Source organism: Chamaesiphon sp. VAR_48_metabat_135_sub (genome assembly GCF_031418915.1).
Lineage (GTDB): Bacteria > Cyanobacteriota > Cyanobacteriia > Cyanobacteriales > Chamaesiphonaceae > Chamaesiphon.
In genome coordinates this window covers 1-16,643 of record NZ_JANOJV010000012.1, presented here as the reverse complement: position 1 = coordinate 16,643, position 16,643 = coordinate 1, and the positions used below count along the sequence as shown (strand labels likewise).

Annotated in this window: 15 protein-coding genes; 5 read left to right on the top strand and 10 right to left on the bottom strand. The window is 43.9% G+C overall.

The window, feature by feature from the left end; translation table 11 throughout:
* Window positions 1–188 precede the first annotated feature (188 nt).
* The 3 genes from RMO55_RS00450 (at window position 189) to RMO55_RS00440 (ending at window position 2,538) form a co-directional block, all read left to right on the top strand.
* Window positions 189–518, top strand: coding sequence for a type II toxin-antitoxin system Phd/YefM family antitoxin (locus RMO55_RS00450; protein WP_310421820.1), 330 nt, complete (start codon window positions 189–191; stop codon window positions 516–518).
* Window positions 493–813 (top strand): Txe/YoeB family addiction module toxin, encoded by a 321-nt coding sequence (locus RMO55_RS00445; protein ID WP_310421817.1) that lies wholly within the window; start codon window positions 493–495, stop codon window positions 811–813. The genes RMO55_RS00450 and RMO55_RS00445 overlap by 26 nt, the downstream gene beginning before the upstream one ends.
* A gap of 342 nt (window positions 814–1,155) precedes the next feature.
* On the top strand, window positions 1,156–2,538 hold the full coding sequence (locus RMO55_RS00440) for an ABC transporter substrate-binding protein (RefSeq protein ID WP_396134138.1): 1,383 nt from the start codon (window positions 1,156–1,158) through the stop codon (window positions 2,536–2,538).
* 121 nt (window positions 2,539–2,659) lie between these two features.
* On the opposite strand, the gene raf1 is transcribed toward RMO55_RS00440, so the two are convergent.
* The 6 genes from raf1 to RMO55_RS00410 form a co-directional block, all read right to left on the bottom strand.
* On the bottom strand, window positions 2,660–3,730 hold the full coding sequence (gene raf1 / locus RMO55_RS00435; RefSeq protein ID WP_310421813.1) for a RuBisCO accumulation factor 1: 1,071 nt from the start codon (window positions 3,728–3,730) through the stop codon (window positions 2,660–2,662).
* A gap of 279 nt (window positions 3,731–4,009) precedes the next feature.
* Window positions 4,010–4,744 (bottom strand): PEP-CTERM sorting domain-containing protein, encoded by a 735-nt coding sequence (locus RMO55_RS00430; protein WP_310421811.1) that lies wholly within the window; start codon window positions 4,742–4,744, stop codon window positions 4,010–4,012.
* Between the two features lie 193 nt (window positions 4,745–4,937).
* Window positions 4,938–5,666 carry a PEP-CTERM sorting domain-containing protein gene (locus tag RMO55_RS00425; protein ID WP_310421808.1) on the bottom strand — a complete coding sequence of 243 codons (729 nt, stop codon included), beginning with the start codon at window positions 5,664–5,666 and terminating at the stop codon, window positions 4,938–4,940.
* Window positions 5,667–6,052: 386 nt separating this feature from the next.
* On the bottom strand, window positions 6,053–7,270 hold the full coding sequence (locus RMO55_RS00420; RefSeq protein ID WP_310421805.1) for a helix-turn-helix transcriptional regulator: 1,218 nt from the start codon (window positions 7,268–7,270) through the stop codon (window positions 6,053–6,055).
* A 327-nt stretch (window positions 7,271–7,597) separates the two neighbouring features.
* On the bottom strand, window positions 7,598–8,917 hold the full coding sequence (locus RMO55_RS00415; RefSeq protein ID WP_310421802.1) for a bifunctional oligoribonuclease/PAP phosphatase NrnA: 1,320 nt from the start codon (window positions 8,915–8,917) through the stop codon (window positions 7,598–7,600).
* A gap of 219 nt (window positions 8,918–9,136) precedes the next feature.
* Window positions 9,137–9,826 carry a PHP domain-containing protein gene (locus RMO55_RS00410; protein WP_310421799.1) on the bottom strand — a complete coding sequence of 230 codons (690 nt, stop codon included), beginning with the start codon at window positions 9,824–9,826 and terminating at the stop codon, window positions 9,137–9,139.
* Between the two features lie 522 nt (window positions 9,827–10,348).
* Between RMO55_RS00410 and RMO55_RS00405 the strand changes: the two genes are divergently transcribed.
* Together RMO55_RS00405 and RMO55_RS00400 are read left to right on the top strand one after the other, a co-directional pair.
* Entirely contained in the window at window positions 10,349–10,630 is a 282-nt protein-coding gene (locus RMO55_RS00405) for a hypothetical protein (protein ID WP_310421796.1), read from the top strand.
* A gap of 124 nt (window positions 10,631–10,754) precedes the next feature.
* On the top strand, window positions 10,755–12,263 hold the full coding sequence (locus tag RMO55_RS00400) for a UbiD family decarboxylase (protein WP_310421793.1): 1,509 nt from the start codon (window positions 10,755–10,757) through the stop codon (window positions 12,261–12,263).
* A 46-nt stretch (window positions 12,264–12,309) separates the two neighbouring features.
* Here RMO55_RS00400 and RMO55_RS00395 read toward each other — a convergent pair whose 3' ends face one another.
* The 4 genes from RMO55_RS00395 to arsM form a co-directional block, all read right to left on the bottom strand.
* Window positions 12,310–13,830 carry a mercuric reductase gene (locus RMO55_RS00395; protein WP_310421791.1) on the bottom strand — a complete coding sequence of 507 codons (1,521 nt, stop codon included), beginning with the start codon at window positions 13,828–13,830 and terminating at the stop codon, window positions 12,310–12,312.
* A 49-nt stretch (window positions 13,831–13,879) separates the two neighbouring features.
* On the bottom strand, window positions 13,880–14,569 hold the full coding sequence (locus RMO55_RS00390) for a TVP38/TMEM64 family protein (RefSeq protein ID WP_396134139.1): 690 nt from the start codon (window positions 14,567–14,569) through the stop codon (window positions 13,880–13,882).
* An 87-nt stretch (window positions 14,570–14,656) separates the two neighbouring features.
* Complete coding sequence (locus tag RMO55_RS00385) at window positions 14,657–15,217, bottom strand: hypothetical protein (RefSeq protein ID WP_310421788.1); 561 nt, start codon at window positions 15,215–15,217, stop codon at window positions 14,657–14,659.
* Window positions 15,218–15,371: 154 nt separating this feature from the next.
* Window positions 15,372–16,340 carry an arsenosugar biosynthesis arsenite methyltransferase ArsM gene (gene arsM / locus RMO55_RS00380; RefSeq protein WP_310421844.1) on the bottom strand — a complete coding sequence of 323 codons (969 nt, stop codon included), beginning with the start codon at window positions 16,338–16,340 and terminating at the stop codon, window positions 15,372–15,374.
* Window positions 16,341–16,643: the final 303 nt, after the last annotated feature.

Here is a 16,643-nt window from a genome sequence, read left to right as displayed (position 1 = left end):
AGTAGAGGGCAGTTTATAGGGCGTAGGGGTGTTGTGGGAAGGGGGAATTAAGCTGCTGCTCTTTGAAAATGCAAGTGCAGGTAAGATTATTATAGTATGGCTTTTATAGTATTTTAGAACTATTTTACTAGAGATTGGTGGGATCGCGATTTAATTTGATATCATGTACATAGTTGCGTACATAAAATATGTTTTCCACCGAAATCACCTCTCCAACTGAAGCCAGAGCTGGATTCTTTCAATTGATCGATCGAGTCGCACAAAGTCACCAAGTTTGTATCATTAATCGCCGCGATGGTGAGAATGTAGCAATCATCGCCGAATCAGATCTCAATAGTCTGATCGAAACCGTTTATCTATTCCGTTCTCCGGCTAATGCACGTCACTTACTTGATTCTATCGACGAATATCGACTCTCCAAAGGAGAGGCTTCGCCAACGGGTAAACTTGTCCCGCAAAGCATTGAAGAATTATGCCAGGAGTTAGGAATCGATGGCGAAGAAGCAGAAAAAATCTGAGGAATCACCAGAAATAACTCCCGTTCAAATTATCCGATTAATTCCGGTATTTTCGACCAAATTCAAAGAAGATTTGGGTTGGTGGTACAAAACCGATCCCAAAAAGGCAATTAAAATCATCGACATGTTGACAACCATCATGTCAGATCCATTTACAGGTATTGGCAAGCCAGAACCGTTAAAGTATCTGGACTCAGATTATTGGTCGCGCCGCATCGATCTCGAACATCGATTAATTTATATAGTTAATCAAGAACAAATTATCTTTTTTACCTGTCGCTATCACTACGAATAAAACTCACAATATACTCGGCTAAATCCATATGGCATTGACAGAAATCATACCATTGTATAAATCATTAAACAATTTCTAGCCGATCCACCCCACATTTCTTTACTGGCTATTTGGTCTCTGGCTACTTTTACTGTCTGCGAAGGAGACTCTGTGCGGTGATAAATTTGCTTCTTGCTTACATTACGCTTTCTCGATCGCCCTGCCCAGTGTAACACCCCAATAGTGGTAGCTGCAATTCAAGAATTTAACATTAAATAGTGATACCATCAACGGCAGATGCTTCTATCTAACTCGATGTGAGATAGGATCGCCGTTTTATGTGTGAAGAGTGAGATCGAAATTATGACTAAGTCCAGCCGATGCATCCAGCCAAAATTAGCCCTAGGGATGGCATTATTGACGACTATTACCAGTTTATTAGCTACCAGTTGTACCGATCCGAGTAAAACAGGCGGAACTGGTGGAGGGGCTAGCAGTGGTGGAGATAGTAAGGGTTTGAAAATTGGTTCCCTACTATCTAACACTGGGGATACCGCCTCGATCGCCCAACCTCTGCCGCTGGCGATTAAAATGGCAGTAGACACTGTTAATACTTGTGGTGGTATCAATGGCGCACCTGTCACTCTCATCTCTGAAGACGATCAAAGCGATCCAAGCGCGGGTGCATCGGCGATGACAAAACTTACAGAAGTAGATAAAGTCGCTGGTGTAGTGGGAGCCTTTGGTAGTGGAGTTTCTACCGCTGCCGCCGATGTCGCTACCAAAAATAAGGTGATGATCGTCTCCCCTGGTAGCACGAGTCCCGTCTTTACCGATCGAGCCAAAGCAGGCAAATATAATGGTTATTGGGCGCGGACTGCACCACCAGATACCTATCAAGCCAAAGCGATGGCGCAATTAGCCTTTAAAAAAGGGTTTAAAAAAGTCGCGACGATCGCGATCAATAATGATTATGGGGTGGGCTTTGAAAAAGAATTCGTCGGTGCATTCAAAAAATTAGGCGGTGCCATCACCAATGAAGCCAAGCCGACTCGTTACGATCCCAAAGCTACCACCTTCGATTCTGAAGTCAAAGCCGCATTTGAAGGCAAACCTCAAGCTTTAGCAACGATCGTTTATCCAGATACAGGTTCGCTCTTGCTCAAAGCCGCTTACGAACAGGGTTTGAGTAAAGGTGTCACAATTATGCTGCCCGATGGTGCCTACTCGCCGAAATTCCCCGATCAGGTCGGAAAAACAGCGGATGGTAAATTTATCATCGATGGGGCGATCGGTACCGTTCCTGGGGCGCATGGCAAGGCTCTAGAGGACTTTAATAAGAAGTGGTTGGCAACTGGAAAACCGCTTACTTCTTATCTCCAACATGCTTGGGATGCGACAGCATTAATTATGCTAGCAGCGCAAGCGGCTAAAACTAATACCGGGGAAGGAATTGCTAGCAAGATTCGCGAAGTTGCAGGTGGTCCTGGAGAGGAAGTTTCCGATCTTTGTCACGCAGTTACTCTGCTCAAAGCTGGCAAGAAAATTAACTATCAAGGTGCTAGTGGGAATGTCGATATCGATGCCCAAGGCGACATCGTTGGTACTTACGATATCTGGCAAGTTCAACCCGATGGTACCCTGAAAACGATCGACAAGGTAAGCTTCCAAGACAGCGCAGCCGCACCGAAAGTTGATGCGAAACCTGTTGGTAAGCCAGCCGATAAACCTGCAAAACCTAAGTGATATTGAGATAGGGGCAATTCACGAATTGCCCCTAGCTTTTTTTAGGGTGTGTTGGCGGTCTCGTAACACACCCTACTGTTCAGACTCATAACACTTTCAACTTTCAACTTTCAACTAAATTTTAGTCCTCAAGTTCCCAGAGATCCTTGGGATTGTCAGGATCGATCGGGCGTTTGGGATGAATGACTAGGACTAACTTAGCTAAAATAGGGACAGTCGGCGGACTGTCGAACCATTCAATCGCTAGTTTGCCATCTCGGTCGATCGCAAAATAACTAAACTCATTCCATTCCGTCTCATGACGATCGAGAATGACGATCGTTTCGGCTGCTTGGTTAGAAATTTTGAGCGGTAAATTTTCGCGATCGCCAATTACCGCAATTGGATCTTCTGCCTTACATAATACACCCCAACCTGGAAAACTGACCCAGCCACCAGCCCAGTTACTGTTATTAACGATCTGGAAAGATCCAGTAGTCGCAATTTTGGGCACATCTGCTAGGATGCTACTCGCGATCGGAAATGTTCCAGCGACAGCAATTGTGCGTGGTAGCTCCTCATCAGCCTCCAACCGATAGATTGGTAGTGCTGGGGCCGTCCGCTTGGGTGGCGCGGTTAGATCCGTCAGGAGCTTTTCAATTTGACTGCGGGCACCTTGAGAATGGGCAAACATCAGCCCCCGTGCAATCAAACGTGTCTTTTCAGTCAGATCTGTTTTTTGTTTGACATACCGCCAGTATTGATAAGCCACCGCATCGCCAGGATGGTGGGTAAAACCCTCTGGCGGCTGGCGCATATAAGAGAACTCTTTGAATGCTTTGGCAACTTCCTTCGAGCCTTCTGAGTCGATATTGCGGCTACAGAGATAGTCTGCGGTAGCCGCCCGATCTTCATGACTGAGAATGCGGAGTTCGTAAAGACTATCGCTGCCCACCCGCTGATAGTGAGTTTCGGTTGCGGGAGCAATCCCGATACCGATCATGCTATCGAAAACCTGGGCAGCAACCATAATTTGATTTTGCTGGATCGGCTCAAATCCAGTCCTCTCAAAAATATCTTGGGGATTGAGTCCTGCTTTCTGAAGTTGTTGGCAAGCTTTGCCCCATTCTACCCAGTTGCTTTCTTTGCGCCGTAACATCAGTAGCAGTGGTGCAGTATCGATGGGTGACTGGTTGTCTGTTGATTCGGTCATGATTGGGTCTTTGCGATCGATAGATCTCTAGTATCTTGACACTGATAGTTTTAAGTTAACAAAAGCTAACAGATGCAACCTTCTTGCGAAGATCGGGACTATCGTCTCTATCTAGCTTACCTCCACACAGACAAACGTGGGTAACCATAGATAATGACTTCAATTTTGAGCGATCGATCGCAATTTCAAAAGATGGACGGTAAAAAAATCAGCTCATGGTTTGATGAAATAGCTATATCGGAAAACATTCAAACCATGAAGTTGTTCTTTTACAAGTTATTATTTAATTGTGGTTTCAGACTTATTCGCACCTAGTTTCTTTTTCATACGGAATGCTGCCGTACCACCGATGAAGGTGCCGATAATTGTGAATGGTTCGGGAACTGATGCAGGAGTTGCACTGAGATCGGCAGTACCGCGCAATTCTGTTCTCAGACCTGTAGGGCCACTACTATTATGCATAATGAAATCTAGTGTGTTGATCCCAGATTGGAAACCACTAGAGATCGTAAATGGGGTGAAAAAGTTACTAAATCCAATGTTGCTAAAAGATCCTAGATGTGTAGTGTTAAGTACGATATCAACTCCCCCATCATCGGAAGTCCACAGCCCTGTGATTTGGGCAGTACTCGCATTAAACCCAGTCAGATCGAATGTTGTTCTGTAAGTATAATCACCTGCTGGACCATCGACCTGACTGTTACTGTTAGGCGCAATCCAACGGGATGTTGTGTTATCTCCAAGCCAGGGGCCAATGGGGTATCCATTCGCAGATGTCAGGACGCGGATGCTGGTTGTACCACTAGGAACAGAAGCTAGTACGTAATGAGGATCGCCAACAGTGCCGTTAGCTAGTACAGTTCCTGAGTTATCTACACCAGTGTTGTACAAAGAGGTGATGGTGGCTGCTTGTGCTCGATCTACTGGGCTAAAAATTAGTGCTAAAGTTGCGGTAGATGTAGCAAACAAACTGATCGAAAGTTTGATCCGCTGGGAGATGCGATCGATAGTCATAAAATAATCCTTGGGGTAATAGTTGAATTGTGAATATTTAGATGTGCTAATACATCGCACAAATGCGATCGATTAACAGTTTCGAGAACGACAATGCTTTCAGCTTGAACGTATTGTAAAAACCAGCTCCTGGTTTGATGAAATAGCTGTATCAGAAAACATTCAAACCATGAAGTTGTTCTTTTACAAATTATTATTGAATTGTGGTTTCCGATTTATCCGTACCTAGTTTCTTTTTCATGCGGAATGCTGCTGTACCACCGATGAGGGTGCCAATAATTGTGAATGGTTCGGGAACCGACGTACTAACCAAATCGCCACTGATAACGAACGCTTTTTGGTTAGAATCAGGGGAAAATCCACCTTGGAAGGGAGGATTACCATCGACAAAGCCAAAGAAGCCACTATTGCCACCTGTCCCCCACCAATCAACAGCATTGCTTCCTGAGGCTGTCCCAATCAACCAATATTGAGTTCCAGCAGTCAGTACAGGCCCATTAGTAAAAGTTGCTGATTCAAGAGCGGGATTGAAAGGCGTACCACTAGCAGTGAGATTGAAGGCAGTCAGTAGTGGTACCTGTCCGAAGTCTGGTGCATTCGAGCCATTGGACTGAAATATATTGAAAAAAACAGTGGAATTAGCACTCGGAAACCCATCAGCCTGCGCTAAAAGCACCTGAACTTGTGTAAGAGAGACTGTTGCGGTGGGTACAAAGCTCATCCCTACGCCTTGCTGTCCTTGAGGTTCTCCTTGAGGCTGGTCGATGAGAGTATCCCCATAAATGCTAATAGTTCCATCTGGAGAACCAGTATTCGTATCATAAATTACGACAGCATATGCAGAGATCGGTAAAGATATAGTGGAGGCGACAAACAACCCGATCGAAAGTTTGATATGCTGGGAGATGCGATCGATAGTCATAAAATAATCCTTGGGGTAATGGTTGAATTGTGAATATTTGAACGTGCCAATACATCGCACAAATGCGATCGACTAACAACAAGCTTTGTCGCATTAATGCGTGGTAAAATCAGCCGATGGTTTAACGAAATAGCTGCATCGATAGACAAAAATTGCAGCGTAAAACTGAGGGGTGGTTATCAAATAACAACCTAGTCAGAATCTAATTGGAAGTAGCTAATTTAGAAATTGCTCGATCGAGACAATGCAGAAATATGTCTGGTGAAATGACGGGGGATAATATCCCCGAAATCTTTGTCTTGTCGATTGCCTGTCATCTGTGTGGGCTTGGTTCTATCGTATACGCGCGATCTTCAAAACACCAATACGTCTTTGGACGTATTTACTTATCGAACCGATCGATCTAACTGTTGCAAAGCCTTGTTAACAGCGTCGATGCGGCTGGTAGCATTGAGTTTGCTAAAAATATGCTCTAAGTGTTTTTTGACAGTTTTGATACTAATAGTAAGCTGTTCGGCAATCTGTAGATTGGCTTTCCCCGCTGCTACCAATGCCAACACTGCGGCTTCTCGCTTGCTCAAGCCAATTGATTCAAAATGTGGGATGGGCGAAAAGTCTACCGATTGCTCGGAGCAGATCAGTAAATGCTGTTCGGCTGCAAAATCACATAGCAAATCGATCTTTAATTTGCGCCCATTTTTTTCAATCTGCCAAGGTTGAATGGGTACAATCAGATCGGCTTGCTGTACTTTAAGCTGCTGTTTCACCCAACTATTTAGAATATCAGGTAACTGATTAGAATTTATCCATTCCCCATCAAAATAATACGCGAGTAAGTTACCTATGGATGCAGATATCAGCGAAACATCACCACTAACTGTCAGCACGATCGCCTTCAACCTATCGAATACTTGGGATTGCTGTTGTAATTGACGCTGGAATTTAGTATATTGTTGGGAGTTCCGATAGGCAATTTTTAAATGAGGTAATAGAATCGCGAGTATAGATAAGTCGCGATCTGTGAAAGAGCGGTTACTGCGGTGAAAGCCAATCGATAAATGTCCGAGGGTTTCGTTTTGATAAAAAGTAGTAGGATCGGCAACAATTGCCGATAGTAAAGGTCGCTCTTCGACAGGGAGAGAACCATCTACCAAGGATTTCAATCGATCGCACAAAACTTCCTCGAAATCAGCAATCAGACCATCATCCCGACGAGAATCACTAACCATGAATCCCAATTGGTCGCGCATTCTATAATGTAAAAATAGCGTTTCATATAAACCTTCGCGATTGAGAAAATCTCGATCGCTAATGAAATTAGATATCTTATTCGGTTCGGGACTGCCAGTCTTTAGATAATTTTGGAGAGCAGGATTATCACGCAGATATTCTGGGGTAGCAATATCAGCCCAAGTATTTACCATCGTACCCGCCATCATATTTACTTGAGTCGTAAAGCTGCAACAAAAAGATTCTTCAGAGATAATCAAATCTTCTAGCAACATCATTATCCATTTTGGAAACTCTGCTAAGGTGCGGAGTGAATAAATTTGCTGAATACAAGTGTTAATTAATTGAAAATCGTGACTATTTAGTTTTTCCAAATCTACAAACCTTTTTAAAAAGTCTTTTTGCCGATCTTTTGACCTCAACTATTTTGAGGATTATTGCCGTCGGCTAAAAGTTTGGCTGAATATATAGAGAACTTTCGATCGCAATTTTATGGCAACCGAAAAACTATTTAGCAACAAAGTATACCTTCAAATCGATCGACTCGATCGGAAAAAATAATATCTTATCAGATCTAAATATAAATTTTTATAACTTAATTATTCCCAAGTGGGAGGACATATCCCCGACTTCTCGAAGAAGTCGGGGATACTATGGTGCGAGGATTTTAGTCGATTCTCGCAACAAACGAGACGTATCAATTAATAGCTATCCGTAGGATTCACCAATCTAAGTAACTTCTGTTTGATTTGATTGTCGAATACTTCCCACTTCATCTTAGAGAATTCAGTATTGTCATTAAACCCACAAAGGAATCCTACCGGAATCTCAAACCCACCAGCAGTAAATCTACCACCACCAAAGAAACGTCCTTCGCTATTTTTCCCGAAGGCTTCCTTGATAAACTCGTCGGGATCGAGGGTTAATTTGGACGTGCGGAGGGAACCAATTACTAATTCAACTTCATCATCCTCATCGCGAACGATGCCATAGACAACCGCCGTATGGACGTTTTCCTCAGTAACTAAAAAGTCTGCTGCTTGGGGAATCGCATCTCTGTCTTCATACCGCAGATAACCTACACCAGCAATGGAAAAATTATTCTGCACGACACGATTGGTAAGAGAGCGTTGGATTACCTCCATTACTCGTTTCGATCGATATACTTGGAGAATCGCATTGAGCAATTGAGCATCATAAAAGCGGCTGAGATATCCCGCCGCCAAAAAATCCTCTTCTTGAGCTTGCATTAACCGATTAGTATCGGATCGTAAACCATGCATGAGTGCAGTAGCGCATTTGACATGTTCGCTAATACTGCTATCGAGCTTGAGCAATCCTGCTTGCAGGTATTGAGTCAAAATTGTTGCTGTAGCGCGGGTAGATGGGCGAATATCTACGAATTCTGCATTCAGATCTTCTTGCAGACTATGGTGATCGATAATTACGGTAATTGGAATACCAGCCTGTCTGACAATATCTAATAATTGACAGGTCGTACCTTGATTATCGATCAGTACGCAACCCTGATAAAGTGCTAAATCCTTTTCTTTGAGATTCGCGCCAGAAATCTTTTTAGTGGGTAATCCTGTCAGTTTGACAAGAGCAATATTTTCCTGGTGACTGAGGGCACCTGCATAGACGAGATCGCAGTTAATATTATATTGCTTGGCAATGAGTTGATATGCCCAAGCTCCCGATAAAGCATCAGGATCGGGAAAGTCTTGCAATAGGACAATTTGACGTTCACCACGATGTCGTTCTAGTGTCGCTTTAAGTGCGGCTACTCGAATATCTTCTGTTGGCAAATCGCATCGATTCTCAAAAGAATAGTTAGCACCAACAATTGAAGTAGTAGTTGCAGGGATAGATATCGCCTTACCACCTTCACTATCTACTCTAAGTTCTGGTTGTTCGACATCTGGATCTGTCGGCTTTGTCATTTCGAGTAATCCACGAATAGAATTCGTATCTATGACTGAAGCTTGACCGTTGAGAGGCTTAATCGAATTTAAAGACATCTAATTCAGGAGAGGTATAATATCCCTAGTCAACTATCATAAACAACTGAGATCGAATTGGCAATTAGCGATTTTACCTAACTCTGATTCACATCCATCACAAGCTCTTGCTCGTAATGGTTTTAGGTGTTAGATCGACGCTTCTAAAAAAACGCAAATTCCAGCATCTAACGCCTCCGTGTTATTGCTGTCGCTTGACAAATAAAGCACAAATTTTACTTACAACCGTTGTAATAAATTCAACCCATGCGTATCTGTGCCGCAGGTGTGCAGCAAATTATAACTATTACCCAAGCGTTTGACTGTCTCTGTCTGTTCAAAACTGGGAATCCAAGGATTGGGATTGTTATAGGCATAATATGTTTCGACACCATCAATTCCTAGCGACACAGCCGTGGGAATTAGTTCTTCTGGCGATCGACGGTAGCGAGATGGATGGGCTAGTACCACAATCGCGCCAGCTTTGTGCAATGCTGCGATTACTCGTTCGGCGCGAGCATCGACACCTCTAGGCTCTCTTCCGGTCAGATATGGAGCTAGACTCGGTTCTAGGGGATCGAAACCATAACCGAGAATATGAACGTCTACTGGCGAAAGATAAGCGGTGATTTCGATTCCCGTCCACAAATGTAAGGATTTGTTCGTCAAGTGTTGGCTTTGCTCGATCGATTGTGCTTCCAACCATCGAGCAGCACGATAGTAGCCTTCTACGCAGTGATGATCGGTAATTGCCATGCCCTGCAATCCAATCTCAACCGCCTGCATCATTAAATCTTCTGGGGTGAGTTTCCCATCAGAACAATTGGTGTGCATGTGGAAATTGTACTGCTTAGGACAGCTATCAGCCTGAATATTGGTAAAGACTTGTCTCAGTAGAGTGGTATTTTGTGCTGAATGCTGTTTCTCCATCGCTTTTGCTGTACTCGTCCATTATTTCTCGACGATTGTCAAGAGGGTGCTGTTAAAAAAATGTTTTATCTCAATACTTTAAGATTACCCCACTCTTTGTAAAACTTTATGAGAATAGTTGCTATTGCTCTCTCACGATCTAGGGTAATTGCCGAGCTGATTAGGACACACGCCCAATTTTTCCCCAGCCAAATGCCTGCCGTGAAACTGCTTAACAATATGCTAATTTCGCTGAAAAGCTTTATAGCAGCTAAATTCTAGTCCCTATCCCCTAACTTAGGTAAAAAGTCTAGTTATGTAGATTCACAATTCATCATCAAAAAGTTTAATGATATTTTAAGATTTCTCACAGATTTAGACGATCGCCAGATTGCTAATTTATGATATGTATGTGCGCTAAATCTAGCACAACAACGAAAAGTGCTGATGTTCGGGTCATCCGTCCGGAGATCTGGGGTTTACCCAGGTAGAGCACCTTTTTAATACAGTTCTTTCAGCCATCAGGCGGGTGAGGCTACAACCGTGTCATCAAACTTCTTACGTTCTCTATTCCTGGCGGTGCTATTGAGTTTCTTTGCTCCGATGCTCTTAATGTCTGGCTCTTTGGCTAGCACTTGGTTATTGACTTGCATTCCTGGCTTAGGCTCGATCGGTCAAGTACCCACTAATATGTTGTTAGACTTTCTCGATACCTTCGGCGGCGGCTGCGCTTTTCAAGGAATGTTAACGATCGGGTTGGTCTGTGGCTTTGTCGGCGCACTCTTCGATATCTATGCCTTCTATAGCTTTCGGACTCAGAAATAGTGGCTTGTGAGTCGTAAGATCGCAATTGCATTCGAACTTATTTCAACTTCACCCTATTCCCTACCCTCTATCCCCTATCCCCTACCCTCTACAATAGAGACATAACTTAACAAAGGGCGATCGCATGGCGGGGGACTTTAGAGACTTTTTAGATGTACTCGAACAACGAGGACAACTGCGACGGATTAAGACGCAGGTAGACTCGGACTTAGAAATCGCCGAAATCGCCAATCGGATGTTGCAATGTGGCGGCCCAGGCTTACTATTTGAGAATGTCAAAGGTGCAAAATATCCGGTAGCTGTGAACATCATGGGCACAGTAGAACGAATCTGCTGGGCGATGAATATGGAGCAACCCGAAGAATTAGAAGATCTGGGACGCAAATTGGCCATGCTCCAGCAGCCGAAACCGCCGAAGAAAATCGCCCAAGCAGTGGAGTTTGGCAAAGTATTATTCGATGTCCTTAAAGCCAAACCGAGTCGAGATTTCTTTCCAGCCTGTCAACAGGTGGTAGTTGAAGGAAATGACCTAGACTTGAATAGCCTGCCCTTAATCCGCCCTTATGCTGGCGATGCGGGGAAGATTGTCACCTTGGGACTAGTAATTACCAAAGATTGTGAAACGGGTACGCCGAATGTCGGGGTATATCGGCTCCAGTTACAGTCGAAAAATACGATGACGGTACAGTGGTTGTCGGTGCGTGGTGGAGCGCGTCATCTGCGGAAAGCCGCCGAGCAAGGTAAAAAATTAGAAATTGCGATCGCGTTAGGCGTACATCCTTTAGTGATTATGGCCGCAGCCACACCAATTCCGATGGATTTATCGGAGTGGTTATTTGCAGGTTTATACGGTGGGAAAGGGGTAAAGCTCGCGAAATGCAAAACGATCGATATTGAAGTACCTGCGGACTCGGAATTCGTGCTCGAAGGGACGATTACGCCAGGGGAAGAAATGGTCGATGGGCCATTCGGCGACCACATGGGCTACTATAATCAGTCCAAGTCATGTCCATTGATTCGCTTCAATTGCATGACTCATCGCAAAGATCCGATCTATCTTACTACCTTCAGCGGTCGTCCACCCAAAGAAGAAGCAATGATGGCGATCGCGTTAAACCGGATTTATACGCCGATTCTCCGCCAACAGGTACCGGAAATTGTAGACTTTTTCTTACCGATGGAGGCATTGAGCTATAAAGCGGCAATTATTGCGATCGATAAAGCTTATCCTGGACAAGCCCGACGCGCAGCTTTAGCTTTCTGGAGTGCCCTACCCCAATTTACCTATACTAAATTCGTCATCGTCGTCGATAAAGATATCGATATCCGCGATCCGCGTCAAGTAGTCTGGGCGATTAGCTCCAAAGTCGATCCTCAACGGGACGTATTTATTATCCCAGATACCCCCTTTGATAAACTCGACTTTGCTACCCCAAAAGTAGGATTGGGGAGCCGGATGGGAATCGATGCAACTACAAAAGTTTATCCAGAAACCGATGATGTCTGGGGCGAACAATTGGAGTCCGATCCTGAGATGGCGGCGATGGTGGATAAACGTTGGGCTGAGTATGGGCTAGCGGACATCAATCTGAATGAAGTCAATGCTAATTTATTTGGCTACAACATGAAATAGCAAAATACTTACTAACTACCATTTTTAAAAACCACTGATGCCATATTCAAGAAAATTTAGTTAACAATCCTAAAATCTTTTTAGTGCGGGGAGTTAACAAAGTTCGACGATAAGCATCAGCGGCTTTTTTGATGCAATCAGCCTGGGTTGGATAGGGATGAATTACGCTACTGAGTTTACTCAATCCGATTTTATTTACCATTGCCGTCGTTACTTCAGAGATAATATCTCCTGCATGACTGGTAACGATTGTCGCTCCCAAAATCTCATCGCTACCGCGACGATGAATAATTTTGACAAACCCATCAGTTTCCCCATCGGTAATTGCTCGATCGACACTAGACATTAAAATTTTAATAGTATCAAACTGAATTCCCTGTTTTTGGGCATCATCTGCTGACAATCCTACGTGGGCTATTTCTGGATCGGTATAAGTCACCCACGGCATTACCAGGCTACTCAGTTTACTTTTACCCAGCCCAAATGGGGAAAATAGAGTATTTTTAATAACGATTCGCGCCGCAGCATCAGCAGCATGAGTAAATTGCCACTTCATACATACATCGCCAGCCGCATAAATTCTAGGGTTAGTGGTTTGCAAGTAGTCATTGACTCGCACACCTTTTGCATCATAATCTACTCCCACTTGAGCGAGATTCAAACTTTCAAGATTCGGCGTGCGTCCTGTACTTAATAAGATTTCGTCTACAGTGACGGTGCCAGATCGATCGTTACTATGATATGTAATAGTCTTACCTTTATCGGTTGCTGTTACCTGTTGCAACTGACAATCCAAAATTAGATTTACACCTTCTTTAATTAATACCTGTTGCAAAATTTCGGCAGCTTCACGATCTTCCTTATTTAAAATATGACTGCTGCGATGTAATAATACTACCTCACAGCCCAATCTTTGTAATGTTTGGGCCAACTCGCAGCCCACTGGTCCCCCACCGATGACAGCTAACCGTCGGGGACATTCCACAAGGGAAAAGACTGTCTCATTGGTGAGATATCCTACCTCCGCCAATCCAGGTATTTGAGGCGTGGCAGCTCTAGCACCCGTAGCGATTACCGCTTTTTTAAACTTGAGCACTTGCTTACCAACCGTGACAGCATCGTTGCTCGTAAATTGCCCATCGCCTAAAAATACATCCACACCCAAACTCTTAAATCTAGCGGCTGAATCGTGATGACTGATTTGCGATCGAATCCGCCGCATCCGCTCCATAATTGTACCAAAATCGATTTCGATTTCACCTGCCCCAATTCCTAGCTCCTGACCCCGCCAAATCTCTCCAACAATCCGACTCGATCGAATAATAGTTTTAGAGGGTACACAGCCGAAATTCAAGCAGTCTCCGCCCATTAAATGTCGTTCGATCAGAGCTACTTTGAGACCCAATCCCAATCCTGCCGCCCCCGCCGCCACAACTAAACCCGCCGTACCAGCACCAATTACCACCAAATCGTAAATATCCGCAGGTTGCGGATTAACCCAATCATTCGGATGTACGTACTCAATTAGCTGCTGATTGTAACCATCCATCGGTAGGATTTTTTTCATGGGGAAAGGGGAAATGGGGAGATAGGGACACTTATAAACACACTATTGACTATTCACTACTCTCTACTGATTGTGCTAAAGCCTGTGTAGCAATACGGGTAACATAGATAGTCACTGCAACTGTTGCGATAAATCCGAGAATCCGAATCGTCCATTGCAGCATAGGATTCGTCGGCTGAGAATCAGTACCAATCAGTGCTAGACTGCCAGCAAGAGAACCGATATAAACATACATTAAAGTACCTGGAATCATGCCTAAAGAACCAATTATATAGTCCTGAATCGAGACTCCAGTAACCCCGAAAGCATAGTTGAGGAGATTAAATGGAAAAATTGGCGATAGACGAGTCAGAACAACTATTTTTAATCCTTCCTTGCCTACCGCTCGATCGATTGCTGCAAATTTATCATTACTAGCAATCTTTTTAGCAACCCAATTGCGGGCCAAATAACGACCGACTAAAAATGCTAGAATCGCACCCAACGTTGCACCAATAAAAACATAGATAGTCCCCAACCATACGCCAAATAATATGCCTGCGCCCAATGTTAAAATAAAAGCAGGTAAAAAGGCGATCGTCGCGATAATATATATACCGATAAAGGCAAGAGCACCGATCGATCCTAAACCTTCTACCCATTCGAGCACACCTTTGAGCAATGTTTGTGGATTGAATCCAGCACTGATTGGTGAATTTTGGGCCAGAGCTGGCATTGCTGAGATGAAGAAACCCAGCATCACGAATGAAATTAATAGTAAAATTTGTCGAAAACTAACTGGATATTTCATCATGGTTAAAATAGTAGACAGATTGGACTGGGAACACTATTCATCCCAATAGAACCGATAGAAAAAGAAACCATCTTCAAAAGGATGACTGTCGGTGACATGATGCAACAATTTAGAATCAATCAGTTTTTGTCCTAACTTGACGGCCTCGGCTTCAGAAATGAAAAACTTCCGCACGAGCCAAGTTGTTGCTTCACTACCGACCAGACAGCGGGGATAAACAGTAAGCCGATAACGACGATCTTTAATTTTAATTCCGCCAATATCTCGCATTTCACGAACTAATTCTTTTAAGTCAATTTCACTAGTTCGATCGTTAGCTTTACTGTCCTTGCTAGAATCGTATGATTTTAACTTAGCATCCTGACACCAGATCGTATATTGTTCGGTCTCTTCCAACATCAAGAAAGCCTCTTTCGGATCGAGAGACAATTGGCGCATTAATTGCTGTGCTGATTCCAACTTATCTTTAGGAAAAGATTTTAGATGTTTAAAAAGTTTATTCTGGTAAAAAATACCAATTACTGGTGTCGGTTGTTCGAGATCCGGATTAATGACATCCTGAAACTGAACTTGGTCTTTCTTTAGTAACAGCATAATATCCGATCGAATAAGGTCATACTATAGAAACTGGCGATCCTCCCAATCATTGTGCCCAAAAGTTGGGGGATAATCTCGATCCTCGTAACTATCGCAATTATTCAGCAACCCCTGCAATCGATACATCTGTCCACTATTCACTATCCACTAATTAGCAACAGCCATCACCTTGATAGTGCCAAGTAGATGGTGTAATCATGCATTCATTGGGGATCAGTGCGAACAGTTTTGCGGCTGTTTTATCACACACGGCCATAGGTAAGCCGCGTGGTAGTATATGTCCAGCTCGATCGTCAAAAACTACCTCTGTTCCTGAATAAATTGCCGTTTTACCTGTGAAAATACATGCACCATCCTCAGGGATTGGTACTTTAAAGGCAACAGAATCGAGACTTTCTAGTAATAAATGTTGGTCAAGTCGATAGCTAGGTGCATCCAATAGTCGATACGGACGACGAGCGCGAATTTCAATCTGTCCGAAACCATTAGCAATCATCCGCTGTGTATATTCATCATAGGTCATTGCACCAGATAAACATATTGCTCGCAATCGTTCGTCCGCCTGTAAGTGTAACGGCATCTGGCGCGTAGAGATTGGGTCGCTCATTTGCAGTCTACCACCAGGTTTGAGCACGCGATAGGCTTCTGCCAAGGCTCGATCGAGATCGGCTGGTTCAAAGATGTTAAATAGACAATTTTGAGCCACCACATCTACTGACTCATCTGGCACTGGTAGTTCAAAAGCATTACCCGATCTAATCTCCACAAAACTCGGATCGAACCAGAGGTTAGATTCAGCAGCTAATTTGAGGTTCCGCGCTGCCGCAGAGCGCATTTCAGCCACCGGATCGATTGCGATGACCCCACTAGTACGACGACTAAAATAAGCAAACTGGAGAGCCTCCAATCCACCACCCACGCCCACATACAATACCGTTGGTTCATTTATCAGCTCTGACGGATGCACTGTGCTACCACAGCCATAGTTCATCTCCTGCATTGCCTCGGGAATATGCAATCCTGGCAACTGGAGCGGACTACTTTGGACGCAGCACAACCCAACTTCTGGCGTTTGGGCAACTTCCGAGTAGAAATCAGCAGCAGTCTCAAGATAACCCATAAAATAGCTGAACCTCGATCGAATGTAATCACCCCATTCTATCGCAACCTCTACCGCTGTTAGAGCCGTACAGCGATTAAAACCATCCAGGATATGCTGCGCGAGTTCCACCTACCCCCTACCCGATTGTAAAATTGAACGAAAGGATGACCCCGTTAGACAGATAATCCAGTTAAAATGTGCTATTGCCCTAATCTTTATTCTCCTTAACCGATCGTGTCTAAAGTTCTTGTTTCCGATCCCATCGACCAAGCGGGGATTGATATCCTATCGCAAGTCGCTCAAGTAGATGTTAAAATTGGC